General features: G+C 68.7%; 22 protein-coding genes. 7 read left to right on the top strand and 15 right to left on the bottom strand.

The genetic code is table 11. The annotated features are described in order from the left end of the window. Positions 1-4 precede the first annotated feature (4 nt). From glyS to DJ019_RS00305, 5 genes are all read right to left on the bottom strand, one after another. The gene (gene glyS / locus DJ019_RS00325) at positions 5-2,014 is read right to left on the bottom strand and encodes a glycine--tRNA ligase subunit beta (RefSeq protein ID WP_111274002.1); all 2,010 of its coding nucleotides are present in this window, start codon (positions 2,012-2,014) and stop codon (positions 5-7) included. Then, positions 2,014-2,478 carry a DUF2314 domain-containing protein gene (locus DJ019_RS00320; protein WP_111274001.1) on the bottom strand — a complete coding sequence of 155 codons (465 nt, stop codon included), beginning with the start codon at positions 2,476-2,478 and terminating at the stop codon, positions 2,014-2,016. Before DJ019_RS00320 ends, glyS begins: the two co-directional genes overlap by 1 nt. Continuing rightward, positions 2,478-3,362 (bottom strand): glycine--tRNA ligase subunit alpha, encoded by an 885-nt coding sequence (locus DJ019_RS00315; protein ID WP_111274000.1) that lies wholly within the window; start codon positions 3,360-3,362, stop codon positions 2,478-2,480. Before DJ019_RS00315 ends, DJ019_RS00320 begins: the two co-directional genes overlap by 1 nt. A 94-nt stretch (positions 3,363-3,456) precedes the next feature. Continuing rightward, positions 3,457-3,873 carry a hypothetical protein gene (locus DJ019_RS00310; protein WP_111273999.1) on the bottom strand — a complete coding sequence of 139 codons (417 nt, stop codon included), beginning with the start codon at positions 3,871-3,873 and terminating at the stop codon, positions 3,457-3,459. A gap of 97 nt (positions 3,874-3,970) precedes the next feature. Continuing rightward, on the bottom strand, positions 3,971-4,537 hold the full coding sequence (locus tag DJ019_RS00305) for a fasciclin domain-containing protein (protein ID WP_111273998.1): 567 nt from the start codon (positions 4,535-4,537) through the stop codon (positions 3,971-3,973). 340 nt (positions 4,538-4,877) lie between these two features. Here DJ019_RS00305 and DJ019_RS00300 point away from each other — a divergent pair, with 340 nt between their 5' ends. Then, positions 4,878-5,216, top strand: a complete 339-nt coding sequence (locus tag DJ019_RS00300) for a P-II family nitrogen regulator (protein WP_111273997.1) — start codon at positions 4,878-4,880, stop codon at positions 5,214-5,216. A 20-nt stretch (positions 5,217-5,236) separates the two neighbouring features. Further along, a complete protein-coding gene (locus DJ019_RS00295; RefSeq protein WP_420849818.1) occupies positions 5,237-6,793 on the top strand; it encodes an ammonium transporter in 1,557 nt (518 codons plus the stop codon). A gap of 99 nt (positions 6,794-6,892) precedes the next feature. Here DJ019_RS00295 and DJ019_RS00290 read toward each other — a convergent pair whose 3' ends face one another. The 4 genes from DJ019_RS00290 to DJ019_RS00275 all read right to left on the bottom strand — a co-directional run bounded on the left by DJ019_RS00290 (position 6,893) and on the right by DJ019_RS00275 (position 12,671). Next, entirely contained in the window at positions 6,893-7,771 is an 879-nt protein-coding gene (locus DJ019_RS00290) for a 4-(cytidine 5'-diphospho)-2-C-methyl-D-erythritol kinase (RefSeq protein WP_111273995.1), read from the bottom strand. Between the two features lie 3 nt (positions 7,772-7,774). Continuing rightward, positions 7,775-9,466, bottom strand: a complete 1,692-nt coding sequence (locus DJ019_RS00285; protein ID WP_240606321.1) for a tetratricopeptide repeat protein — start codon at positions 9,464-9,466, stop codon at positions 7,775-7,777. Positions 9,467-9,528: 62 nt separating this feature from the next. Next, positions 9,529-11,187 (bottom strand): electron transfer flavoprotein-ubiquinone oxidoreductase, encoded by a 1,659-nt coding sequence (locus tag DJ019_RS00280; protein WP_111273994.1) that lies wholly within the window; start codon positions 11,185-11,187, stop codon positions 9,529-9,531. Between the two features lie 80 nt (positions 11,188-11,267). Then, a complete protein-coding gene (locus DJ019_RS00275; RefSeq protein ID WP_165843840.1) occupies positions 11,268-12,671 on the bottom strand; it encodes a M48 family metalloprotease in 1,404 nt (467 codons plus the stop codon). A gap of 85 nt (positions 12,672-12,756) precedes the next feature. Between DJ019_RS00275 and DJ019_RS00270 the strand changes: the two genes are divergently transcribed. Both DJ019_RS00270 and DJ019_RS00265 read left to right on the top strand, forming a co-directional pair. After that, positions 12,757-13,578 (top strand): uracil-DNA glycosylase, encoded by an 822-nt coding sequence (locus DJ019_RS00270; protein WP_111273992.1) that lies wholly within the window; start codon positions 12,757-12,759, stop codon positions 13,576-13,578. 76 nt (positions 13,579-13,654) lie between these two features. Further along, complete coding sequence (locus tag DJ019_RS00265; RefSeq protein ID WP_111274719.1) at positions 13,655-15,253, top strand: lytic transglycosylase domain-containing protein; 1,599 nt, start codon at positions 13,655-13,657, stop codon at positions 15,251-15,253. Here DJ019_RS00265 and DJ019_RS00260 read toward each other — a convergent pair. Next, positions 15,161-15,607, bottom strand: a complete 447-nt coding sequence (locus DJ019_RS00260; RefSeq protein ID WP_111273991.1) for a cell wall biosynthesis glycosyltransferase — start codon at positions 15,605-15,607, stop codon at positions 15,161-15,163. The two genes, DJ019_RS00265 and DJ019_RS00260, sit on opposite strands and share 93 nt — an antisense overlap. A 76-nt stretch (positions 15,608-15,683) precedes the next feature. Between DJ019_RS00260 and DJ019_RS00255 the strand changes: the two genes are divergently transcribed. After that, entirely contained in the window at positions 15,684-16,763 is a 1,080-nt protein-coding gene (locus tag DJ019_RS00255; protein WP_240606320.1) for a PA0069 family radical SAM protein, read from the top strand. Here the strand turns inward: DJ019_RS00255 and DJ019_RS00250 are convergent. Beyond that, the gene (locus DJ019_RS00250) at positions 16,760-18,055 is read right to left on the bottom strand and encodes a class I SAM-dependent RNA methyltransferase (protein WP_111273989.1); all 1,296 of its coding nucleotides are present in this window, start codon (positions 18,053-18,055) and stop codon (positions 16,760-16,762) included. The two genes, DJ019_RS00255 and DJ019_RS00250, sit on opposite strands and share 4 nt — an antisense overlap. Positions 18,056-18,198: 143 nt before the next feature. Between DJ019_RS00250 and DJ019_RS00245 the strand changes: the two genes are divergently transcribed. After that, positions 18,199-18,801, top strand: a complete 603-nt coding sequence (locus tag DJ019_RS00245; RefSeq protein WP_111273988.1) for a glycine zipper 2TM domain-containing protein — start codon at positions 18,199-18,201, stop codon at positions 18,799-18,801. Between the two features lie 38 nt (positions 18,802-18,839). Here DJ019_RS00245 and DJ019_RS00240 read toward each other — a convergent pair whose 3' ends face one another. The 3 genes from DJ019_RS00240 to DJ019_RS00230 all read right to left on the bottom strand — a co-directional run bounded on the left by DJ019_RS00240 (position 18,840) and on the right by DJ019_RS00230 (position 22,260). Then, entirely contained in the window at positions 18,840-19,580 is a 741-nt protein-coding gene (locus DJ019_RS00240; protein WP_111273987.1) for a TlyA family RNA methyltransferase, read from the bottom strand. Positions 19,581-19,590: 10 nt separating this feature from the next. Further along, positions 19,591-21,345: a class I adenylate-forming enzyme family protein gene (locus DJ019_RS00235; protein ID WP_111273986.1), complete on the bottom strand. Its 1,755-nt coding sequence runs from the start codon at positions 21,343-21,345 to the stop codon at positions 19,591-19,593. A gap of 264 nt (positions 21,346-21,609) precedes the next feature. Continuing rightward, positions 21,610-22,260: a hypothetical protein gene (locus DJ019_RS00230; protein WP_111273985.1), complete on the bottom strand. Its 651-nt coding sequence runs from the start codon at positions 22,258-22,260 to the stop codon at positions 21,610-21,612. Between the two features lie 295 nt (positions 22,261-22,555). Between DJ019_RS00230 and DJ019_RS00225 the strand changes: the two genes are divergently transcribed. Next, positions 22,556-24,961: an SIR2 family protein gene (locus DJ019_RS00225; protein WP_111273984.1), complete on the top strand. Its 2,406-nt coding sequence runs from the start codon at positions 22,556-22,558 to the stop codon at positions 24,959-24,961. Between the two features lie 78 nt (positions 24,962-25,039). Here DJ019_RS00225 and DJ019_RS00220 read toward each other — a convergent pair whose 3' ends face one another. Further along, a complete protein-coding gene (locus tag DJ019_RS00220) occupies positions 25,040-25,294 on the bottom strand; it encodes a hypothetical protein (RefSeq protein ID WP_111273983.1) in 255 nt (84 codons plus the stop codon). Positions 25,295-25,333: the final 39 nt, after the last annotated feature.

Genomic DNA, 25,333 nt, shown 5'->3' with positions numbered 1-25,333 from the left:
CCTACTAGCCAGTCACCTGCGAGAAGTCCGCCACCTGACCCATCAGGTCGCGCACGTTCGCCAGAAGCCGCAGGCGGTTCTCCCGCTCGGCCTCTACATCGGAATTCACTAACACCTTGTCGAAAAACGCATCGACCGGCCCACGTAGCGCCGCGAGGGCCTGCATCGCGCCGACGAAGTCCTCGTTGCCGAGGGCCGCGGAGAGCGACGCGCCGGCGGCGTCGCGGGCGGCGATCAGCGCCGCTTCTTCCGCCGGCTGGCCGGTCATGGCCGCGGCTACGCCCGTCGGCAGCGGGCCCTTCTTCTCCTCGGCCCGCAGGATGTTCACGGCGCGCTTGTAGCCGGCCAGCAGGTTGGCGCCGTCGTCGGTAGCCAGGAATTCTCCCAGCGCCTGCACCCGCGCCACGATCCGCACGAGGTCGTCGTCGCCCAGGGCGAAGGCGGCGTCCACGAGATCGTGCCGCTGTCCCTCATCGCGGAGTTGGACCTTCAGGCGATCGGCGAAGAAAGCGAGCAGGTCGTCAGAGCCGAACTGCTTCAGCGGCAGGCGCGTGCGCGTCGACAGGACGATCCGGATGACGCCGAGGGCCGCGCGGCGCAGGGCGAACGGATCGCGCGAGCCGGTAGGCTTCTCGCCGATGCCGAAGAAGCTGACCAGGGTGTCGAGCTTGTCGGCCAGGGCCACCGTCGCGGCGACCGACTGGACCGGCACGTCGTCGTTCGGTCCCTGCGGTTTGTAGTGGTGGCGGATGGCGTCCACGACCTCGGGATCCAGCCCCTCGGCCTCGGCGTAGTAGCCGCCCATGATCCCCTGCAGCTCGGGGAACTCGCCCACCACGCCCGAGACGAGATCGGCCTTGCAGAGGCTGGCCGCCTCGGCAGCCTTGGAGCGGGTCGCGTCGTCGTCGCGCACGAACGGCGCGATGGCCTCGGCCATCGACACGATCCGCTGCACGCGGTCGTACATCGAGCCGAGCTTGGCGTGGAAGGTCACACCCTTCAGCTTCTCGAGGCGGTCCTCCAGGCGGACCTTGCGGTCTTCGTTCCAGAAGAACCGGGCGTCGGACAGGCGCGCCGACAGCACCTTGGCGTTGCCGGTGGCGATGGTCCGGCCGCCATCCTTGGCCGCGATGTTGGCGATCGTCACGAAGTGCGGCGCGAGCTTTCCGGTCGCCGGGTTTCGGACGGCGAAATAGCGCTGGTGAACCCGCATCGAGGTGCGGATCACTTCCGGCGGCAGGTCCAGGAAGGCTGGGTCCATGTCACCCAGCACGGGAACCGGCCACTCGACCAGGCCGGCCACCTCGTCCAGCAGACCCGCGTCATCGACCAGTTCCAGGTTGCGCGCGAAGCAGAGCGTGCGCGCCTCCTCCAGGATCTTCGCCTTGCGCTCCTCGGGATCGAGCACGACGTGATGCTTCTGAAGCTTCTCGGCGTAGTCGTCGAAGTCCTTCACCCGGAACGGCTGGGCCGAGCCCATGAACCGGTGGCCCTGAGTGACGTCGCCGCTCGGGATGCCCTCGATTTGGAAGGGCACGATCTCGCCGTCGAAGACGCAGACGATGCGACGCAGGGGCCGCACCCAGCGCAGCTTCGAAACGCCTGACACCATCGACTTTGGCCAGGGGAAGTCGCGGACGATCCCCTGCACCATCTCGGCGACGATCTCGGCCGTGGCCCGGCCATGCCGGTGCACCGTGGCGAACCAGACCCCGTCCTTCTCGACGAGCTGATCCTTCGACAAGCCCGTCTTGCGCAGGAAGCCTTCCAGGGCCTGGTCGGGCGCACTGGTCTTGGGGCCCTTGAGCTCCTCGTGACGGTCCGGCTGGCGCTCGGGCAAGCCTTCGGCGACCAGCGTCAGGCGCCGCGCGCCGCCGAACGTCTTCAGCGCCTCGGGCAGCAGGCCCTCGGCCAGGAGGCGCTCCCGGGCCATGCGTTCCAGATCGCGCGCGGCGTTCGCCTGCATACGCGCCGGAATCTCTTCGGAGAGCAGTTCGAGTAGAAGCTGGGGCATCAGGCGTCGGTTTCGAGCGGGTTCGGTGAAAGGACAGCTTCGATCTGCCGTCGTGTGCGGGGGTCTGCCCGATCAAGCATGGCGCGCTGCGTGAACGCCCCATACTGGCGCCCTGCTTTGAAGTAGGCCCAATCCGAAACCCGATCGGGCTCAACTTGAATCTCGTCGCCGATGTTCACGTCCACAAGGTCGACGGGCTGGTTGCCCAGTCGGCCGACAATCCGGCCGTTCTGGCGGCCCGAGACCCTCAGCCAGACGTGCTCGATCGCACCATTGGGAGTCGTAAGGCCTGCCTTCAGCTGGAACTCATCGGCCTCGCCGGCGTCGAACTTCGTCCAGAACACGTCCAGCGTCGCCCTCGCTTGGTCGATGGCGGCGTTCATCGCTTGGTCGACAGCCTCCACCACTACAAGTTCATCGAGCGGGGACCGGTCTTTGAACAGGTCGGCAATTCGCCGGAACATCACGCGTTCCCACCCTGGCTGGCCACCCAGGCCTCGGCGCACATCTTACAGAGGTCGCGGATGCGGCCGATGTAGCTCTGGCGCTCGGCCACGGCGATCGCGCCGCGGGCGTCCATGATGTTGAACAGGTGGCTGGCCTTCAGCACATGATCGTAGGCCGGCAAGGCCAGCGGCTGGCCCTGCCGTCCGCGCGCGGCGAGGATCCGCGGCACCTCGCGCTCCATGTCCGCGAACTGGCGCTTGCAGGTCTCGACGTCGGCGGTCTCGAGCTCGAAGGCCGAGAACTGCTGCTCGTTGGCGAGGTAGATGTCGCCGTAGGTGAACTCGTCGTTGAACTGCAGGTCGTAGACGTTCTCTTTGTTCTGCAGATACAGCGACAGGCGTTCGAGGCCGATGGTCAGCTCGCCGGCCACCGGGAACACGTCCAGGCCGCCCACCTGCTGGAAGTAGGTGTACTGGGTGATCTCCATGCCGTCGCACCAGACCTCCCAGCCGAGGCCCCAGGCGCCAACCGTGGGGTTCTCCCAGTCATCCTCGACGAAGCGGATGTCGTGCAGACCCGGGTCAATGCCGATCGCCTCAAGGCAGCCGAGGTACAGCTCCTGAAGGTTCTCCGGGTTCGGCTTCAGGATCACCTGGTACTGGTGATGCTGGTGAAGGCGGTTGGGGTTCTCGCCATAGCGGCCATCCGCCGGCCGGCGCGAAGGCTGCACATAGGCCACCTTCCACGGCTTCGGCCCCAGCGTGCGCAGCACCGTCATGGGCGACAGCGTCCCCGCGCCGATCTCGACGTCGTACGGCTGCAGGATGGCGCAGCCCTGCCGGCTCCAATAGTCGTGGAGCTTCAGGATCAGGCCCTGAAACGAGAGCGGCTTGTCGTGCATCGGATGGATTTGTTCGCAGGCGCAAAAAAGTCGGCGGACCATAGGGCCCGCCGACCTTCGCTTCAACGCTCAAAGAGCGCGAATTTTCAGCACGTCAGTTGCCGCGCGCGGCGGTCCTCTTGCCGGCTCGCGAGAGCGGTTGCCCGTACTTGGCGCGGTTTTCCGCGGTGTCGGGCACCGGTCCGTTGGTGACCATGGTGGTGGTGTAGGTGGCCGCGGGCGCCGTCGTGCTGGCGTCGGCCGCGACCGTGGCGTCACCGGTGGACGGAACAGGAGGATTGACCGCAGCCGACTGCGCTGGCGCCGCCGCCGCGGACGACGCCGAGCCAACCGGCACGACGACCTTCTCCTGATACTGCTTGTCGTCCGACGGCGCGTGGGCGCCGTTCCAGTCGCCTGTCACCGACCCGGGGGTCGGCCCCTTGGGCATGTCGTTCTTGGTCTGCGCGACGGCCGCGCCGCCCATAAGGGCGATAGCAGCCGTCGCGGTCATCAGGTGAGTGAGCTTCATCGTCAGGACTCCTTCGATCGCGCGAAAACGGCCCGATCTCGATGTGCTGACGCAGTACGGCTCAGGCGGGCGGTTGGTTCCGCCTCGCCCTCCAGTTTCAGTTGGCGGTGGGTGCGTCGGCCGCGGCGGTCGGAGCCGGCGCGCCCTGGCCCGCCACGAGCGGCTTGTCGACGATGTGCAGCACGCCGTTCACGGTCTTGATGTCGGCCTGGGCGATCGTCGCGCCATCGGCCTTCAGCACATCCTCGCTGCCGTCGAGCAGAACCTTGTCGCCGGCGACGGTCGGCCACTCGCCGCGCGCGCCCTTGATCTTCGTGGAGTCCACCGGGGCGTTGATCAGATGATGCAGGAGGAACTTCTGCATCGCGGCCTTGTCGGACTTCAGCTTAGCCAGGTCTTCGGCCGGCATGGCGGCGAAGGCTGCGTCGGAGGGCGCGAACACGGTCAACGCCTTCTGGCCCTTCACGAGGCCGGAGAGATTCGTGGAGTCGAGGCCCGCGACGAAGGTCGTGAATCCGCCGTTGAGCTTCAGGGTGTCGATCATGTCGCCCTGGACCGTGACGGCGGCGGCCGCCGGAGCGGCGTCTTGCGCCTGGGCGGCGAACGGAGCCGAAGCCAGAGCGGCGACGGCGGCGGCGGCGAGAAGGAAGCGGGTCGGCGACATCAGGAATCCTTGGAATGGCGATCAGCCGCTGCACTGCGGCGTCATGAAAACTATAGGCCTTGATGGCGCCGGATTTACGACCACAGGCGGGGGCGTCAAGCGTGTCCAAACGCCGCCCGGGCTCCATATCTGCCCATTTTCGCGGCGCCCGCACATCGCAGCGCCCAACAATTCGGCGCCTACTCCCTTCTTCACCGAACGGTTACGGCAGCGGTCAGCCCCCCGCCCTCCCCCGACTTAGCGTCGAGCCGATCGTCGCTCGGGGATCTTCGTCTGCGGCGGTCATCGAACGAACGAGAGGGGTTGGCCCGCCCACAGGGCCGGACGCGGGAGCGAGCGGATGAAACTCATCATGGCGATCGTCAAACCGTTCAAGCTGGACGACGTGCGCGAAGCGCTCGTGTCGGCCGGCGTGGAGGGTCTGACGGTCTCGGAGGTCAAGGGGTACGGCCGGCAGAAGGGCCAGACCGAGATCTACCGGGGCGCGGAATACCAGATCAATTTCCTGCCGAAGGTGAAGCTTGAAGCGGTCGTGGACGACGCGGCGGCGGGCAAGGCGGTGGAAGCCATCAAGGCTGCGGCCGCGACCGGCAAGATCGGCGACGGGAAGATCTTCGTGCTCGACGTCTCGGAAGCGGTGCGCATCCGGACGGGCGAGACCGGGGCGGCGGCGCTCTAAGGGGACAAGGGGATATGCTTATGAACTTCTTTGGAAAGAAGCGGCTGGCGGGGCTGATGCTCGCCGCCGCGATGGCTGGGGCGCCATTGGCGTCGACAGCCTTCGCCCAGGAGGCGGCCCCGGCCGCTGCCGCGCCAGCGGCCGCAGAGGCCGCGGCCCCTGCGCCTGAAGCCGCGCCCGCAGCGCCGGCTGCGGCCGAAGCCGCTCCGGCTGAGGCGCCCGCCGCCGAGGCGCCGGCGCCCGTGCCGGACAAGGGCGACGTGAGCTGGATGCTCGTGTCGACGATCCTCGTGCTGCTGATGATCCTGCCTGGCCTGGCGCTGTTCTACGGCGGCCTCGTCCGCCAGAAGAACATGCTGTCGATGCTGATGCAGGTCTCGACGGTCACCGTGATCGGGATGATGGCCTGGCTGGTCTACGGCTACAGCCTCGCCTTCACCGACGGCGGCGGCCTGGACAAGTTCGTCGGCGGCTTCGGGCGGCTGTTCCTGAAGGACGTGACGCCGGCCAGCAACGTCGCGACGTTCTCGACGGGCGTCGTCATTCCGGAACTGGCCTTCATCGCCTTCCAGATGACCTTCGCCTGCATCACCGCCGCGCTGGTCCTCGGCGGCGTCGCCGAACGGATGAAGTTCGCCGCGGTCGTGATCTTCGCCATCCTGTGGCCGATCCTCTCTTACTATCCCATGGCTCACATGGTGTGGTGGTGGGCCGGTCCGGACTCGGTCGCCGCCAATCCGACGGCTCCGATCCAGTCGGGTCTGCTGTGGAGCTTCGGCGCCCTCGACTTCGCCGGCGGCACGGTCGTCCACATCAACGCGGGTATCGCCGCCCTGGTGGGCGCTCTGATCCTCGGCGCGCGGAAGGGCTATCGCACCGAGCCGATGCCGCCGCACAGCCTGACGCTGACCCTGGTCGGCGCCGGCCTGCTGTGGGTGGGCTGGTTCGGCTTCAACGCCGGCTCGAACCTGGAAGCCAACGGCTATGCGGCGCTCGCCGTGGTCAACACGCTGATCGCCACCGCGGCGGCCGGCTTCTCGTGGACCATGACTGAGTGGGTGACGCGCAAGAAGGCCTCGATGCTGGGCCTGGCCTCGGGCCTGATCGCTGGCCTTGTGGCGGTGACCCCCGCCGCCGGCTTCGCCGGTCCGGTGGGCGCGATGATCCTCGGTCTCATCGTGTCGCCGATCTGCGTGATCTTCTGCTCGACCATCAAGAACGCGCTGAAGTACGACGACAGCCTGGACGCCTTCGGCATCCACGCGGTTGGCGGCATCGTCGGCGCCCTGGCCACCGGCCTGCTCGTCAATCCGGAATGGGGTGGCGCGGGCGTGGTGGACTACACCACCTGCGCGGCTGACGGGGACATCTCGACCTGCGACACGGCCGCCTACGTCATGGGCGTGCAGCTGATGGCCCAGATCAAGGCTGTCCTGGTCGCCATCAGCTGGTCGGCCGTCGCCTCGGCGATCGTCTTCTACATCATCAAGTTCACCGTCGGCCTTCGGGTCTCTCCGGAGACCGAGGAAGAAGGCATCGACATCGTCGAGCACGGTGAACGCGCCTACCACTCCTGATCTCGGGGGAGAGACAGTCGCCCGGCCACACACCGCCGGGCGGCAATGGAGTGCGAGGGGGCCCTGCGGGGCCCCCTCTTCGTTCAGATCAGACCAACGTCAGCCCCAGGGGCCGCCCAACCGGCAGCGGCGGACCCACCAGCGCGGCGCCAGCGCCTCGACCCGTTCGGCCAGGCTCTCGGCGGCCAGGTCGTCGGCGCAGAGCGCGAAACAGGTGCCGCCCGACCCCGACACCCGGGCCAACAGGACCTCGGGCTCCGCGCGCAGGGTCTCGAGCACAGCACCGACCTCGGGCGCGGCGGCCACGGCCGGCGCCTCCAGGTCGTTGCGCTGGATCGACAGCCAACCCGCCAGCTCGGCCACGCTCTCGAAGGCATCGGGCATCGGCGGCGGCGCGATGTCTCCAAACCCTTCCGACGCGTCGAGACGCCGATAGACATCCGGGGTCGAGACCGCCACCGCGGGGTTCACCAGCACGGCGTGGATCTCAGGCAGCCCCGGCGCGGGCGACAGGCGTTCCCCATAGCCCTCCGCCAGCACGGGCCGGCCCCACAGACAGGCCGCGCCGTCCGCGCCTAGCCGACCCGCCACCCGCTCCAGCCGCGCATCGTCGATCTGAGGCGCGAAGACATCCCGGATCAGGCGGAGCAACGCGCCGGCGTCACTGGACCCGCCGCCCAGGCCGCTGGCGATCGGCAGTTGCTTGTCGAGGGACATCGACAGTTCCGCCATCGGCCGGCCGAGTTCCTCGACGAAGGCCCGGACCGCGCGCACCATGAGGTTGTCGGCCTCGTGCCCCACTAGCGCGCGGGCGAAGGGACCGCCGATGACGAGGCTGCCCTCGCCCAGTTCGATCCGGACCCGGTCACCCATGTCCGCGAAGACCATCAGGCTGCAGAGCGGGTGATAGCCGTCCGCCGCCGGCGCGCCGACGTGCAGGAACAGGTTCACCTTCGCCGGCGCGAACGCCTCGGCCATCGCCTATTGCCCGGCCAGCTTAGGCTGGGGGCCAAGGCCGGAGGCCAGCTTCTTCTCGGCGTCCGTCTTGATCTTGTCGTCCGGGTCGAGCGTCAGGACCCGCCGCCACTGGAAACCCGCCTCGTCCTTGCGGCCGACCATCCAGTAGGCGTCGCCAAGGTGATTGTTGATCTCGGGATCGCCGGCCTCGAGTTCGACCGCTTCCTCCAGCACCTCGACCGCCTTCTTGTAGTTCCCGAGCCGGTAGTGGGCCCAGCCCAGGCTGTCGACGATGGCGCCCGAGCGTGGATTGGCGGCGACCGCCTTCTCGACCATCGCGAGGGCTTCCTCAAGCCGCTCCCCCCGGTCGATCCAGGCGTAGCCGAGGTAGTTGAGCAGTTCCGGCTCGTCGGGCCGTAGCTTGAGGGCGAGGCTGAGGTCGGTCTCGGCCTCCTTCCAGCGCCCGCTGCGCTCCAGCGCCTGCCCGCGGGCGTAGTGTAGGGTCCAATCAGGAGTCTTCGTCTCGGCGATCAGGCCGTCCAGCAGGCCGATGGCCTCCTCGTAGCGTTCGTTGGCCCGAAGAAGATCGGACAGCGTGAGGCGCGCCTCGCGGTCGCCCGTCTCCGCGCCCGCCCGGGCCAGGCGGATTGCGCCTTCCTTGTCGCCATCGTTATGGTAGCTCCACGCCAGCTTGGCCTGGGCGGCGGGAAACTCGGCTGCGACTGCCTTCGGCCTGGCGTAGGCCGCGCGTGCGCCCTCGACGTCGCCGCCCTCCTGGAGGACATCCCCCAGCATCAGCCACGCGTCGTTGCGGGTCGGGTCCAGGTGCAAGGCGAGGCGCAGGTAGGCGAGCCCGACCTGCTCCTGCTTGGCGCTGATCATGGCGGCCGCCGGCGCCAGAAGGGCGAACGCCGCACCCTCCTTGACCGTCGGCATGGCGGGAGCCGGCTTGCCCGAGGCCAGCCGAGCCCGCGCCGACTTCAGGCTGAGATTCGCGGGATTGCGCTGCAGGGCCTCGTCATAGAGGGCCTGCGCCTCGGCCCTGCGGCCGCGCCGCTCAAGAAAGGCCCCATGGGCGATGACCGCGATCTCGCTCGGGCGAGCCACACCTGTCAGCGCCTTGAAGTTCGTCTCGGCCTCATCGTAGCGGCGATACCGCTCGAAGAGGTGCGCCTGGCCGATCTGACCGAAGTAGTCGACACCACCGTCGCCGCGGACCTGGGGACGCACGACGGCGCCCTCGGTGTCGCCGGCCGCCGCCGCCACCCAGGGCCCTAGCAGCGCCGCAGCGCTGCGATGCGGGAAGCCGATACCGTCCGCCGCCAACTCTTCCTTGGCGACCTTTCCCCGACCGCGCGACAGCGCGTCCACGACCTTGGCCAGCCGGCCGAGCCGCTTGCCGGGCTCCGATGCGGCCGGGCCGTCCGGAGCCAGCGCTGCGGCCTTGCCGATCTCTCCCGCCATCAGGGCTGCCTGGAAGGCGCGCTCGGCCACGGCCGGATCACCGCCACTTTCGGCGCGCGCTAAATCCAGGAACCGCGCCGCCTCGCCGCTGCGCCCCTCGCTCAACGCGGCGTTGCCCGCCAGGAACATGCCATAGGCGCTGTCGGCCGCCGCGGCCGCAGGCGGCGCGGCTGCGTCGTCGCGGGATGACGTGGCGCACCCGCCGAGAAGAACTAGCGGGGCGGCGAAGGCAAGCAGGGCAAGACGCATCATATGACTCTGGGCGCGCCGACGGTCGGCCGCAAGCGCCCAGACGTCACATGAGTCCGGCCGGCTCACATATTCGGGTAGTTCGGCCCGTCCCCGCCCTGCGGCGTCGTCCAGTCGATGTTCTGCGACGGATCCTTGATATCGCAGGTCTTGCAGTGGACGCAGTTCTGGAAGTTGATCTGGAACTTCGGGTTCTGGCCCTGCTCGTCGTAGAGCACCTCGTAGACGCCCGCCGGGCAGTAGAGCCGCGCCGGCTCGCCGTACTTGGCGAGGTTCACGTCGATCGGCACCGACGGGTCGCGCAGCTTCAGGTGGGCCGGCTGATTCTCGTCGTGGTTCGTGCTGGCCAGGAACACGCTGGACAGTTTGTCGAAGCTGATCACGCCGTCGGGCTTCGGATAGACGATCGGCTTGTAGTCCTTCGCGAGGCCGGTGGAGGCGGAGTCGGACTTGCCATGCTTCATGGTGCCGAAGATCGACAGGCCGCCGAACAAGTGGTTGGTCCACAGGTCGAACATGCCCAGCGCGCCGCCCAGAACGGTGCCGTACTTCGACAGGATCGGCTTGGCGTTGCGGACGACATGCAGTTCCTTGCGCAGCCACGAGCCGTCGAACTTCTGCTTGTACCCGCTCAGTTCGTCGCCCGAGCGGCCGGCCTGGATCGCCTCGAAGGCGGCCTCGGCGGCCATCATGCCGCTCTTGATCGCCGCATGGCTGCCCTTGATCCGCGGGACGTTCACGAAGCCGGCGGAATCGCCCAGCAGGACGCCACCCGGGAAGTAGAGCTTCGGGATCGACTGCAGGCCGCCCTCGCTGATGGCCCGCGCGCCGTAGGCGATCCGCTTGCCGCCCTCCAGGTACTTCGAGATCTCGGGATGGTGCTTGTACCGCTGGAATTCGTCGAAGGGCGACAGCCAGGGGTTCTTGTAGTTCAGGTGCACCACGTAGCCGATGGCCACGTAGTTGTCTCCGAAGTGGTAGAGGAAGCTGCCACCGCCGGTGTTCATGTCCAACGGCCAGCCCGTGGTGTGCACCACCAGACCCGGCTGGTGGTTCTCGGCCGGGATCTGCCACAGCTCCTTGATGCCGATGCCGTACTTCTCGGGCTCGGCGCCCTTGCCCAGGTCGTACTTGGCCTTCAGCACCTTGGCGAGCGAGCCGCGCACGCCCTCGCCGATGAACACATACTTGCCGCGCAGCTCCATGCCCGGCTCGTAGTTCGGACCCGGCTGGCCATCCTTGCCGATGCCGAACTCGCCGACGACGACGCCGACCAGCTTGTCGCCCTCAAAGATCGGGGCCGACGCGGCCATGCCCGGATAGATCTCGACCCCCAGTTCCTCGGCCTGGGTGGCGAGCCAGCGGCACACGTTGCCGAGGCTGGCGATGTAGTTTCCGTGGTTGTCCATGAAGGGCGGCATCGCCCACATCGGCAGCTCGATGGAGCCTTGCGGACCCAGCACCAGGAACCGGTCCTTGGTGACCGGCGTCTCCAGCGGCGCGCCCTTGGCCTTCCAGTCGGGGATGAGTTCCGAGAGGGCCTTCGGATCGATCACCGCGCCCGACAGGATGTGCGCGCCGACTTCGGCGCCCTTCTCCACCACCGCGACGGTGAGATCGGCGGAAAGCTGCTTCAGCCGGATGGCGGCGGCCAGGCCCGACGGACCGGCGCCCACGACGACGACGTCGTACTCCATGGCCTCGCGCTGGATCGGCTCGCTCATCGTGGTCCCCTTGCCCTCAAGATTGCGCGTCTTATCAGGACGTCACACAGCGGCGGTCAAGCGCGAAGCGCGGTTACGCGTCAGGGCGCGCCGGCCGTGACAATCTTCACACGCCGTCCGGGCGTAAGCCCCTCCCCTTCGGACAGCGCGTTCAGCATCAGGAACCTGCCGAGCGGATCGTCGCCGACCATGCGCTGGGAGAGGCTCTCGATCGTGTCGCCCCGGCGGACCGTGACGGTTCGGATTCGGGTCGGCCCCAGGGCGGCCGCCTCGCTTTCGCTCAGGCGGCGGAACGATCCGTACATCGGCTCGAAGAGGCTGGCGCGGCCCGCGGGGGCGATGGTGGCGAAGTGGTAGGCGCGCCCACCGCCGACGCCATAGGCGGCCACGACGACCTCGACCGGGCCTGCTCGCGTCGCCGCCTGGGCCGGTAGCACGACCGCGTCCACGCCGTTGACGAGCGTCCTCGCCGGCCGCCCCACCCGGATCGCCGCGCCGCCCGCCACAGCGCCCAGGACCTGGACCGCGTAGTCTTGCAGACGATCGGGCGTGGCCCGCCCGGCGGCGAACTCCCCCCGCATTCCGTCCGGCCCGTCGATACGCACGCCCTGCGGCTGGTCCGTAAGCCGGAACCCGGCCGGCGCCTCGAAGGCGATCCCCAGGCGCGGATGAGTGAAGGTCCGCCCCGCCACAACCCCCTGATCAGCACTGTCGCCATAGGTGAGGCCGTCGAGGGCGGCGAGGTAGGCGTCGCCGGCGAGGTCACCTTCGTCTGGCATGTCTGCGGCCTGCTGGCGCACCCGACGGATGCGGTCAGCGGTCAGCGGATGGGTGCTGGCCCAGGCCGGGAGAGCCCGCGGGTCGCGGCCGGTCGCGCGGGCCGAGTACGCATCCTCGCGCTGCAGATCGCCAAGCACATCCGCGAGACCTCGGACCGGATACCCGGCCGCCGGCAGATAGCGCAGCGAAAGCGTGTCCGCCTCGTGCTCCTGGGCCCGCGAGTAGCCGAGGTTGGTGAGCTTCGCCGCCTGCTTGGCGATGCCGCCCACCATGTCCGACTTCGAAACCGCGCCGACCAGCGCCGCCGCCAGACTGGTCACGACCTCCTGATTTCGCTGCCGGGCCGCATGCCGCGCCGTGACATGGCCCAGCTCGTGCCCCAGCACGGCGGCCAGCTCGGCCTCCGAATTCATGATCGCGAGCAGCCCGCGGGTGACATAGACGTGGCAGCCTGGCGGGGCGGTGAAGGCGTTGACCACCTTGCTGTCCACCAGGACGAACTCGCACCGGCCGGCCAGACCCGCGCCGGTGGCGACGCGCTCTCCCACCGCGGCGACGTAGTCCGCCTGGGGCCCCGCGTACCGACCACCTACCTCGGCAAGGATCGCCTCGTGCTGCGCCCGCTCGGCGTAGGAGGTCTGCGCGGGCGCCGGGCCGGCCAGCAGCAGCGCGAGCGCCAGTCCCGCCCCGATCCGCCGCAACATCGTCCCTCCTCGCGCCTTCGCGGCTGACAAGTCCGCCGCTTCGCGCGAAGAGTGGCGCAAGCCATTGCCGGAGTGAACATCCCGAATGACGGCGCCCGCCGACCAGTCGCTGAGCCGCATCGCCGAAAGCCTGCTCGCCTTCTGGGCCGACGCGGGCGTCGACGCCATGCTGCTGGACGAGCCGGTCGACCGGATCGAGGCCGGGCGGATCCTGCCACCCGTCAAGCCGCCCCCCGTGGCCGTGGTCGCACCGCCGCGAGCCGGCGCCGCGCCCATCGATATCTCCTCCGCCGTCGCGGCCGCGCGGCAGCTCGCCGCGGGCGCACAGGACCTCGTCGCCCTGGTCGCCGCCATCTCCGCCTTCGAGGGCTGCCCGCTGAGGTTCGAGGGCGCGGCGACGAAGGCCGTGGTGTTCCGAGGCGATCCCGCAGCGCCTCTGATGGTGATCGGCGAAGGGCCCGGCGCCGACGAGGACGCCCAGGGCGCGCCCTTCGTCGGCCGCGCCGGCAAGCTGCTGGACAAGATGCTTGCCGCCGCCGGGCTAACGGACCGCGTCCTGATCACCAACACCGTGTTCTGGCGCCCCCCCGGCAACCGGACGCCGACGCCCGCGGAGCAGGCCATATGCGCGCCCTTCCTCGAGCGCATGATCGCGCTGGTTGACCCCAAGATGCTGCTGCTCGTGGGCGGCGCCTCGGCGAAGTCCCTGCTGAAGCGCGAGGAGGGCATCCTGTCGCTTCGCGGCCGCTGGTTCGAGTGGCGTTCAGCCGACGAATCCCTTGAGCTGCCAGCCATGCCGACGCTTCACCCGGCCTTCCTGCTGCGGCAGCCGGGAGCCAAGAAGCGGGCCTGGAGCGACCTTCTGACTCTCACCGAAAGGCTTGATCGCCCCGAGCGACCCCACTAGCCTCGCCGTTCGTGGGACTTTGAGAAAAGGGATCGCGCTCAACCTGGCGTTAGTCCTGGTGCGCGAAGAAGGCCGCATGACGCTAAAACAGCGCCTGCGCGTCGGGGTATTGTCCCTCGTCGCCGCCGCCTCGGTCGCCAGCACCGCTGCCGCCGGGTCGTTGAAGGCCCTCTCCGAATCCGACGCCCGCGCCTATGCCGCCGCCTTTGAGGCCGTGGACCAGGGCGATTTCCTGGGCGCCGAGCTCACCGCCGCCGAGATCCAGGACCAGTCGCTTAAGGGCTATCTGTCCTTCCGCGCCCTGATGCACCCGACCGCCCACAAGGCTGGGTTCGAGGAACTGGCCGGCTGGCTGACCCGCTTCCGCGACCTTCCCGTGGCGGATCGCATCTTCGCCCTCGCCGCCAAGCGCAAGCCCGCCGACGCGGCCATGCCGCTGGCGACGCCCGAGGTCGCGCTGATGGACACCGCCCGCAGCGAGGTGACCCGCCCCGCCCGCGAGGCCTTCTATTCCGGCGACGCCCGCACGGCCTTCGAACTTGCCGTCGGCGTCGGCGAGCGCTGGATCGCCGGCCTCGCCGCCTGGCGCCTTCGCGAATACGGCCAGGCCCGCGACTATTTCGCCCAGGTCGCCCAGGATGATCGGGAAGATCCGTGGCTTCGCGCCGCCGGCGCCTACTGGGCCTCGCGGTCGTCCCTCGCCCTTGGGGACGGTTCCGCCGCCCAGGCCTATCTGAGGCTCGCCGCCCAGGCGCCGCAGACGTTCTACGGCATGATCGCCGAACGTCAGGTCGTGATGCAGCGCGCAGAGGCGCCGACTGGCGAGTTGGTGCTCGCATCGTACCATCCGCCTGCGCAGGAGCTGGGCAGCTTCGTTCGCGAGAATCCCCGCGCGCACCGCGCCGCGGCCCTCGCCCAGATCGGTCGCATCGAGGACGCTCGACAGGAACTCCGCGCAGGCCTCGCCCTCGCCCGGACGTCGCAGGAGCGTACAGCCTGGTCGGCCCTGCTGACGAACCTCGGCCCTGCCGCCGATCCGGGCGGACGCGCCTCGTACCTCGCGCTCGGCGACTATCAGCTTCCGCCGCTGCAGCCGAAGGACGGCTTCACGGTCGACAAGGCCTTGGTCTATGCGATCGTGCGGCATGAGAGCGCGTTCAATCCGCGCGCCATTTCGCACGCCGGGGCCATGGGGCTGATGCAGCTCCTGCCGTCGTCGGCGGCGCTCGCGACCGGCGACCGGACGTTCCAGCGCAAGCCGAAGATCCTGCTCAACCCCGCCATCAACCTGCGGGCCGGACAGGACTATCTCGCCTACCTCATGGACCGCGGCGTCGGCTCGGACCTGCTGAAGGTGGTGGCGGCCTACAACGCTGGCCCCGGCGCGGTCCTCAACACCATCCAGAAGGTGGGCGACGACGACCCGCTGCTGATGATCGAGACGCTGCCGGCCCTCGAGACCCGCAACTACGTCGAGAAGGTCATGACCTCCTACTGGACGTACAAGCGCGTCCTCGGTGAGGAGACCCGCACGCTCGACGCCATCGCCGGCGGCGCGCGGCGCATCGACGCCCGCCTCGACCTACCCGATGCGGCGCGGACGCAGCCCGAGCTCGCGACGGAGCCGCTGCAGATCGGCGCCGCGGCGGCCCTTCAGACGGTCGCGTTCGACTAGCACGCCGCAGGGCGGGCGCACGAAGAGCCCGCCCTTCCCCAACCCCTCGACCAGCGCTGGCGCTCCGCCGGCGGCGAGGTGCGCTTCCAGCGCCCCGATCCAGCCGTCGCGCAGACGGAGTTCCGCGGGGACGACGAGCAGCCGCTCGCCTCTCGCAGCGACCGCTGCAGCCTCCAGGCTGGGAAAGGCGTCGGCGCCCATGTCCTCGCACAGCAGATCGATGCCGGGCTGATCGGCCGCCGCCACGATCGCGACCTGCTTCACCAGCCCATCCACGGCGCCGGCCGTGAGCTGGGCCAGCAACGCCGGAAGGCGTTCGGCGTCTGCGCGCGCGTCGATGATCACCGTCAGCATCCCGTCCTCAGACCTTGCTTTTACGGCCAAGGTCAAGAGTTCTTGTTTTGTTCATTGGAGCATCTACTCTGCCGGCGTGTCCAGTTTCACGCAGCAGATCCGCGGCCGAGGCGTCCGCTCGAACGTCACGGGCCGCTATGAGAGCCAGGTCCGCGAGGCCTTCGACGACGGCTGGACAGCGGACGACGGCGAACCCAGGCAGATCACGACCGAGGTGGCCCCCGAGACGGCCAGGGTGATCATCACGCGCAATGACAGCCCCGACGTGGGCTTCTCGGCCTCGATCAACCCCTACCGGGGCTGCGAGCACGGCTGCACCTACTGCTACGCCCGTCCCGCCCACGCCTACATGGGCCTCTCCCCCGGCCTCGACTTCGAGACGAAGCTGTTCTTCAAGCCGCGCGCCGCCGAACTGCTGGAGGCCGAACTCCGCAAGCCGCGCTACAGGCCCGAGTTCATCCACATCGGCGGCAACACCGACCCCTACCAGCCGCAGGAGCGGACGCTGCGGGTGACGCGCCAGGTCATGGAAGTGCTCGTCCGCTTTCGACACCCCTTCACGATCATCACCAAGTCGGCGCTGATCGTCCGGGACCTCGACCTGCTGGCCGAGGCTGCGGCGCAGGGGCTGACGCGGGTGGCGATCTCGGTGACGACCCTCGATCGCCGGCTGGCCCGGTCGATGGAGCCGCGCGCCGCCACGCCCGAGAAGCGCCTCGATGCGATCCGCCGCCTCTCTGCGGCCGGCGTGCCGGTCAGCGTCATGTTCGCCCCCAGCATTCCGGGCCTGAACGACCACGAACTGGAGGCGGTGCTGGAACGCGCCGCCGAAGCGGGCGCCTTGGGGGCCGGCTACGTGGCGTTGCGCCTGCCGCTGGAGATCAAGGACCTGTTCCGCGAATGGCTGGAGAGCGACCACCCCGACCGGGCGCGCCGGGTCATGTCGCTGGTCCGCCAGATGCGCGGCGGCAAGGACTATGACAGCCAGTGGGGCAGCCGGATGCGCGGCGAAGGCCCGCTCGCCGACCTGATGTCCCGGCGCTTCAAGGCGGCGCAGCGGCGTTTCGGCCTGGATGCGCCGTGGGCGGCGCTGGACACCGGCCGGTTTCGCATCCCGCCCAAGGCCGGCGACCAGATCGACCTCTTCGCGCCCTAGCGGCTGAACACCCCGACCAGCTCCACGTGCGGGGACCAGAGGAACTGGTCGACCGGCAGCACGCGCTCCAGGCGGAAGCCGGCGTCGATGAGGGTGCGGGCGTCGCGGGCGAAGGTGGCGGGGTTGCAGGAGACGCCGACCACGCGGCCCACCTTCGAGCGGGCGATCTCGACGGTCTGCTCGGCGGCGCCGGCGCGGGGCGGGTCGAAGACCACCACGTCCACCTTCTTCATCTCGTCGGACAGCATCGGGCGACGGACGAGGTCGCGGGCCTCGGCGGTGACGCCCTTCAGGCCTGGCGCGGTGGCGAGGGCGCCGGTGAGCGCGGCCACGGCCTCGGGCGTGAAGTCGGCGGCGTAGACCGGCGCGATCTCGGCCAGACGGAAGGTGAAGGTGCCGACGCCGCAGAAGAGGTCGGCGATGCGCTGAGCGCCGCCGGCGGCCTCGGCGACGAAGGCGGCCATGGCGGCCTCGGCGCCGGCGGTGGCCTGGAGGAAGGCGCCCGGCGGCAGGTTCACGCGGGCGGGCCCAAGGCGCACCTGCGGGGCGCGGGCCATGTAGGCCATCTCGCCGGCCAGGGTGACGCGGGCGAGGTCCGCGGCGGCGGCCTGTTCGGCGATCTGCATCCGGGCGTCGGCGGAGAGGCCGCCGCTCTTGGCCTCCACGCCGGTGATGTCGATGTCGAGGCCGGTGTCGGTGAGCGTGACGTGCAGCGTCGGCGCGGACTTCGGGTGCTCGAACAGCGGCGCGGCGAGGCGCTTCAGGGCCGGGATGGCCGCCTGCAGGCGCGGGTCGGCGATCGGGCAGACGGAGACGTCCACCAGGTCCCAGGAGCGGCGGGCCTTGTAGCCGACGCGGGCGGAGCCGGGACCGCCCTTGCGGGCGTGCAGCGCCACGCGGCGGCGCGTGCCGGGGCCGGCGGCGTAGGCGGGCAGGATCTCGGCCTCGATGCGCTCGCGGGCCAGGGTGCCGACGAGACGCTCCACCTTCCAGGTGAGGTAGGCGGCGTGGTCCCAGTGCTGGAGGGCGCAGCCGCCGCAGGCGTGGAAGTGCGGACACGGCGGCTCGACCCGCTCGGCGCTCCTCTCCAGCACCTCGACCAGCTCGCGCCGGTCGCCGCTGCCCTTGGCGATCACCCGCTCGCCGGGCAGGCTGAAGGGGATGAACACCGGGCCGGGGGCGACGCCGTCGCCCTCCCCGCCCACGCCCTGGATAACGAACTCCGCCGGCGGGCCGGGCGCGGGGCGCGGGTCGGGGCGGGTGGACGGGAAGCGGCGCTTCGGGGGCCTCATGCCGGGCTCCGGACAGGCGGCGTGGTTAGCGGAAAATGAACGAACATGAACGAGATTCTCAACGGCCGTTCAGGTTGGCCGCCGCATGGTCGCGGCAAGCGTCGCCGTATGGCGGCCTGAGTGCTTCGAGAGAGGGATACCGGATGTCCACCATGATCGCCAAGGCTGGAGCCGCCGCGCTGGCGGGCGCGCTCGCCCTGTCGTCCGCCGCGCCGGCTATGGCGCAGTCGCCGTCCTACGGCTCGTACAGCGCCCAGGACCGGGCCGGCTACCACTACGATCCCTGCAAGCGCGACCAGACCCAGCGCGGCACGGCCGGCGCCCTGATCGGCGGCGGCATGGGCGCGGTGATCGGCTCCAACGCCGCGGCGCGCAACGCCCGCACCGAAGGCGCCCTGCTGGGCGGCCTGCTGGGTGCGGTGCTGGGCGGCGTGGTCGGCAACAAGAGCGCCGCCTGCGGCCCGACGACGACCAGCTACGGCTATGGCGCCGCTCCGCCGCCGCCGCCGCCGCCGCGGGTCGAAGCGCCCTACTACGACCGCGACGCCTATGCCGCGCCGGCCGCCACGCCGCGGCGCGACGACGCCTGGCGCGAGGACGACGGCTACCGCGTGGCCGAGCGGCCGCGCGACGCCGAGGACTGCACCCTGGCCGAGAGCCCGATCTACATGCCCGACGGCCGCACCCAGACCCGCTTCGTCCGCGTCTGCCGCGACGCGGCCGGGAAGTACGCCGTCGTCGACTGATCCCAGCTCTGGTCGAGCAACCGCCTCGGGCCGCTCCTCTAAGGGGCGGCCCGTTCCTTTTGGGCCCAGGCGAGGAACTCGCGGTTGCCATCGCCGCCCTCGATGGGGCTGTCGGCGGTCCCGCGGACCCGCCAGCCCGAGGCCTCCAGGAAGGCGCAGACGTCGGCGAGGGCCTGGGCGCGGGCGCCCGCGTCGCTGACGAGGCCGCCCTTGCCGACCTTGGCCGGGCCCACCTCGAACTGCGGCTTCACCAGGGCCACGAGGTCGGCGCCGGGCTCTGCCAGGGCCAGCGCGGCCGGCAGGGCCTTGGCAAGGCCGATGAAGGAGACGTCGGTGACGATCAGGCCCGGCGGCTCGGGGACGAGCGCAGGCGTCAGGTCGCGGGCGTCGGTGGCCTCCAGGCTCGCCACGCGCGGGTCGGCGGCGAGCCGGGCATGGAGCTGGCCGCGGCCGACGTCGACGGCGTAGACGCGGGCCGCGCCGCGGGCCAGGCAGACCTCGGTGAAGCCGCCGGTGGAGGCGCCGACGTCCAGCACCACCCGCCCCTCCACGGCCACCGGCCAGAGGTCGAGGGCGTGAACCAGCTTCAGCGCGCCGCGACCGACCCAGGGGTGGGCCGGCGCGGCCGCGATCACCGCGTCGCTTTCCAGCAGCTCGGCGGCCTTGGCGACCACGCGGCCGTCGGCGGTGACGCCGCCGGCCTCGATGGCGGCGCGGGCCTTGGCGCGGCTCTCGAACAGGCCGCGCTCGACCAGCAATACGTCCGCCCTGGTCTTCAAGGCCGCGTCTTCAGGCGGTCTCTTCCTGGAAGAGCTTCTTGAGCTCGGTCTTCAGGATCTTGCCGTTGGCGTTGCGCGGCAGGGTCTCCTTCCAGAACCGGATCGCCACCGGCACCTTGAAGGCGGCCAGGCGCTCGGCCACGTGGGCGCGCAGCTCCTCCTCGGTGGCCTCGGCGCCCGGCTTAAGGGTGACCACGGCCGCCGGCTCCTCGCCGAGGATGCGGTGCGGCTTGGCCACGACCGCCGCGTCCATCACCGCCGGGTGGTCGTAGAGGACGTTCTCGACCTCGACGCAGTAGATGTTCTCGCCGCCCCGGATCAGCATGTCCTTGGCCCGGTCGATGATGTAGCAGAAGCCCTCCTCGTCCAGGCGGGCGAGGTCGCCGGTGCGGACCCAGCCGTCGACGAAGGTCTGGGCCGAGGGCTCGGGCTTGTTCCAGTAGGCGCGGGCGTTCATCGGCCCCTTCGACCACAGCTCACCCACCTCGTTCGGCCCCAGCACGGTCTTGCCGTCGGCCGGATCGCGGATCTGCAGCTCGGCGACGGCGGCGGCCGGGCCGCAGCTGTCGGGGCGGTTCTGGTAGTCCTCGCCGCTGTTGGAGGTGACGGTGGCGCAGGTCTCGGTCATGCCCCAGCCCTGGCCCGGCTGCGACTTTGGGAACACCTCCTTCAGCCGCCGCACCAGCTCGGGCGCCGAGGGGGCGCCGCCGTAGCTCACCTGCTCCAGGGACGAGAGGTCGAACTGCTCGCGGGCCGGATGCTCCAGGATCTGCCAGGCGATGGTCGGCACGCCGCCGGCCAGGTTCACCTTCTCGCGCTGGATCAGCTCGAAGGCGCGGATCGGCTCCCACTTGAACATCAGCACCAGCTTCCCGCCGGTGAAGAGCGTCGGGTTCAGCACGGCGAAGCAGCCGGTGACGTGGAAGAACGGCACCGACAGGAGGGCCGCGCGCTGCGGCGCGTTCGGGTCGGGCGCCGGCGGGGCCTCGCCCTTGCGCAGGAACACCCGCGCGCTGGCGGCGCCGGCGGTCAGGATGTTGCAGTTCACCGCGCGGTGGGTCGCGAGCGCCCCCTTGGGCTTACCGGTCGTGCCCGAGGTGTAGAAGATGGTGGCGTCGTCGTCGGGGTGGATCTCCACCGGCGGGATCGCCGCGTCGGGCAGCCCCGCCCAGGCGTTCGGCTCGCCCAGCACGCTCTCCAGCTTGGCCACGTAGGGGTGGGCGATCTCGTCCACCTCGCGGCTGACATAGACGCGCTTCAGCTCGGGGCAGTTGGCGAAGTGCTCGGTCATGCGCTGGTAGCGCTCGGCGTCCATCACCGCGACCTTGGTCCCGGAGTCGGTGAGGCCGTATTCCAGCTCGGGGCCGGTCCACCAGGCGTTCAGCGGGGTGACGATCGCCCCGATCGAGGCGGCGGCGTAGAAGGCCACCACCCACTCGGGCACGTTGCGCATGATGACGGCGACGCGGTCGCCCTTCTCCACCCCCTGCGCCTGCAGCTCGATGGCGAAGGCGGCGACGGCGCGGTGGAAGGCGTCGTAGCTGACGCGCTCGTCCTCATAGACCAGGAAGATCTTCTCGCCGTGGGCCTTGGCCCCCTCGGCGACGGCGCGCAGGGTCGGCGGCTGGTTCTTCCAGACCTTGTAGGTGACGCCCCGGATCGTCTCCTCGGCGACCTCGGTGGGCAGGCCAGGCTGGCCGATCAGGGCGTGGGCCTGCTGGATCGACATGGCGGGCCAACCCGCCGGCAACGTGGCCTCGGACATCACGCATCTCCCTACTGGTCGCGCCGGGTCCCTGCCCCAGCGTCATGGGTAGGTGAACAAGCATAACCTGGGGCCGGAGGCAAACGGCCGTTTGATGACGATCGGCGGTGATTGGCGGCGGTGGCGGCGACCTGCACGCCGCTGACCGGGCATGGGTCTTCGCCGCCGGACCGGAGGCCCGTCGGGGGGAATGGATCGAGGCTGGAAACGGTGGGCGTGCGGGGGGATCGGCGCGCGAGGCTCGGCGGCGCCCTACCCGGGTGACTAGCGCCGAGGCGGCGGGCCGGTGGCGCGGCGGAGCGGTGCGCCACCGAGATCGCCCGGGGGGCCCGTCGGCAGGGCCAGTTTCGCCGGCGCCAGCATGGCGGCGGCGCCGGACCCGGCGAGGCGGGATCGCAGCGCCGGGGCGGAGGTCCGCGCCGGCGGGCTCGGGGTCTTCGCGAGCGGACCCGCCGGAACCTGGTCCAGCAGCCCGCGCAGGGTGGTCAGGGCCGCGGGCGCCGGCCCCGGCCGGGCCGCGGCGCCGGCGGCGACGTCCCGGAGGGTGCTGAGGAACGCGGGGACGCTGACCGGTTCGCGGTCGCGGTCCCGGTCGGGCTCGTCGCGGTCGACCGCCTCGTCCCGGTCGGCGTCGGACGGATCGCCCCGCTCGCGCTCGGGCCATTCGCGGGCCTGGACCTGAGCTTGAGCCTGACCGGCGGCGGGCGCGAGGGCCTGCGGCGTGCGCTTCAGGCGAAGCTGCAGGGCGATGGACACCCGCACCGCGAAGAAGCAGCGGTCGAACAGATGGTAGGCCTCCATCCGCCGCTCATGCGTCTCCGCCCGCTCCGCCTCAGCCCCGAACGCGATCCCCAGCCGATAGGCGCACTCCGCCATCTCGGCGAGCATCGCGGCGCTGGGGAGCGGGGTGGACATGATGGGAACATTTGTAGAACATCGAAGCGGTGGGGTCAAGGGCGGCTGGGCGACGAGTGAGCGTCGAAGCACAAGGCCGACAAACCGAGGAGCGGCCCCCGCCACCCTGCATTTGACCGCATTCATCGTCATCATCTAAATCATAGATTGTGATGGTGACGTATGCCATTTAGACTAGTGCAATTTGCTGGGCTGGCTGACTAGTCGCGACAAATACCACCGCCTAGCTTCACGTTCGGTAGGTCTGCCGTCGTGGCTGAAGCAAAACCCATCAAGCGTCCCTCCGGAAGAATGCATGGACCTCAAAGACGCACTCATTGCCGCTCGCCGCGGAAGGGCTCTCGCCTTCTTAGGCTCAGGCTTCTCGTTCGATGCAATGGCAGCGAACGGCCAGAAAATTCCGACGACGCCCGACCTTGCTGCGCGGCTATGTCTGGAGCTAGGCGAGGAAGGCTTGGCGTTCGACGTCGCCGCAGAGGTCTACCGCAAGCGTCATGCGGCCGATCCACATGCTCTAGCGACTTTTCTTGCCAAGCAGTTCAGCGTTGAAAAGGCAGAAGAGCCACATCTCGGATTCGCGCGAATTCCTTGGAGACGCATCTACAGCACAAACTACGACAACCTCGTAGAGGTCGCGTCTGATGCAGTTGGAATTCAACGCCTTTCCCTGTCGACTGCTTTTCCGCCCCACCAGAACGATGGATCGAAGCCGTGGATCGTGCACCTCCACGGTCTTCCTTCCGAACTTGTCACCGGCGGTCGTCAGGCCCAGATCGTGATCGACAAATCGAGCTACATCCGCCTCGAAGTCATGCAGACGGCTTGGCCGACGCAGCTACAAGCGGATCTGGCTCGCGCGGACGCCGTCTTCATAATCGGCTTCTCATTTGAAGACCTTCACTTAGCTCGCCTCTTCAGAGAATCAAGCGCCTTGCGCCGCAAGTCCTTTGTAATAATAAAGCCTGGCGCGTCCCAGGGATTGAAAGAGGCTGCTTCCGAATACGGAACCGTAATGGATGTGGGAACGTCAGGAATTGTAACTCTTCTTAATGATGCGGACCCCGGAGACATTACCGAATCTTCCGATCCAATTATCGTAAGTTTTGATGAATTCGCACTTCCAGCAAGTACTCGAGAGCCTCGCTCAGAGGACGTATACAAGCTTGTCATAGGTGGAGAATTTGATTCGGAGGTATATCTTCACAGCATCATCGACAAGACTTCACCATACGCATTCAAGCGCAACTATGCGATGCGAGAAATCGCTCAACACAATACTGTAGGTCCGCGCAAGTTCTTGGTTTCATCCCGAATCGGAAATGGAAAAAGCGTCTTCCTGCGGGAACTTGCCGTACATTTTGCACATGACGGCTACCGCGTATTGATGGGTGGTCACGCAGCAGCAACCATCGGTGATGAGATCGACGCGCTCCGACGCGACGGCAAGCCGCTAGTGTTTATATACGAAGGGGCGCGTGAGTTCGAAGCCGCGATCAAGGCGGTGTCTCCAACGCTTCAGGCTCGCGATGTACTTCTAGTAGCCGCTCGGCCAGCCTCCTTTGCGGGTGACTACCAAAATCTAAGAAACGTGATTGGCGAGGGGTTCCGCCGGATCGACCTCGACACCCTCCCAGAAGCCGATATCGCCGAGGCCGAACACTTGCTCGACTTCTATGGAATCTGGGGAAAGGCAGCGGGCCGAACGACTGACAGTCGGCGCCGCTTCATCCGGCACGAGTGTGGGGCCGAGTCCCGGTCGCTGTTCCTCCACCTTTTTCGCGATTCCATGATCAGTTCGAGAATTCGCGAACCGGTGAATCGCCTATTAGCCGAGGGAGGGCAGATGCCAACCCTCCTCGCCGCGCTTCTTGCTGCCCGCTTCGCCGACTGCGAACTCGGCTTCCACGACATCTGCGACCTAATGGATGTCGAACCACGGGATGTTCATTCAACCTTCAGCCGAACAGGCGTGAGCGACCTGTTCCAAGATGCCGAAATCGACTTCAAAGCCAGATCGCCAGTCCTTTCCGAACACTTGCTGGCCGAGGTGCTGCCAGGGAGCCTCGTACTCGAGTCCATAGCGGCGATGGTCGAGCGCCTCGTTAGCTTCCGTGATGCGGACTCGAGATTTGAGGAATCAATTCCACGCATCCTCCGGTTCGCGGGTGTGACTCGCCTTTTTCGTGGGGGCGAACGGCGACATTTCCTTGAAGCCCTTTATGAGCGCGTACTGAAACTAGGTTACATTCGGGACGACCCTCAGTTTTGGCTCCAGCTCGCGATGGCTCGGGCCGAAGGAGCGCACTGGCTGGAGGCGGATAAAGCGCTTCAGACTGCTTACGAAAAAGCGAAAGCTCGCCCTGGATATCGCACTTACATGCTCGATAATCAGATGGCCCGATTTTTACTCGTGAGTGGTGTTGCCGGATACCAAAAAGATCTCGATCAAGCTGCAATTCGCGCATGCGAGCTGATGGGCGCCAGATTAGCTGAACGGGGCGGCGAAATCGACATCTATGCATACCGACTGGTCGACCCTCTCCTAACCTTTCGCAATGCAACGAAGTCGAGAATTGGAGCAGCATCTACTGCAGTAATCGTCGGGACATTGGAACGGGCAAAGGAGGTGCTCAGTTTGGTGCGGAATCGGCGAGAGCTAGACGACGAGGAGGAGCGAGTCTGGCGGTTACTGAAGGTCTAGCTGTACGGTTGGCAGCATCACCCGAGGGGACCTCCCACCACGCTCCCCACTCGTCACCTTCGAAGGGGCCCCGCTCCCTCACCCCAACGGCTTCTGATAGATCTCCCCCTCGTCCGCGAAGCTGCGGCGCTCGCTGCTGGGCGGCACGTGGGCGGCGTAGCGTTCGAACTCCTCGCGAAAGCGGCGGGTGAGGAAGGCCTGGTCGTCGTAGTCCTTCTTGAGATCGAGGAACCAGGTCCCCTCCTCCTCGAAGATGTGGCGCCCGACCGCGCCCGGGGGCCGGCTTGTCGGCCCAGGCGTGGGGGTTCGGGTCGATGCGCTCCGGCTCGGCAATCTGCATCTTGGCTGTTCGCCGTAGGCCATGCCGGGGTG

The organism is Phenylobacterium kunshanense (assembly GCF_003254525.1).
Classification (GTDB): Bacteria; Pseudomonadota; Alphaproteobacteria; order Caulobacterales; family Caulobacteraceae; genus Phenylobacterium; species Phenylobacterium kunshanense.
Note: the sequence above shows the minus strand (reverse complement) of the source record. Positions and strands in the feature narration are given on the sequence as shown.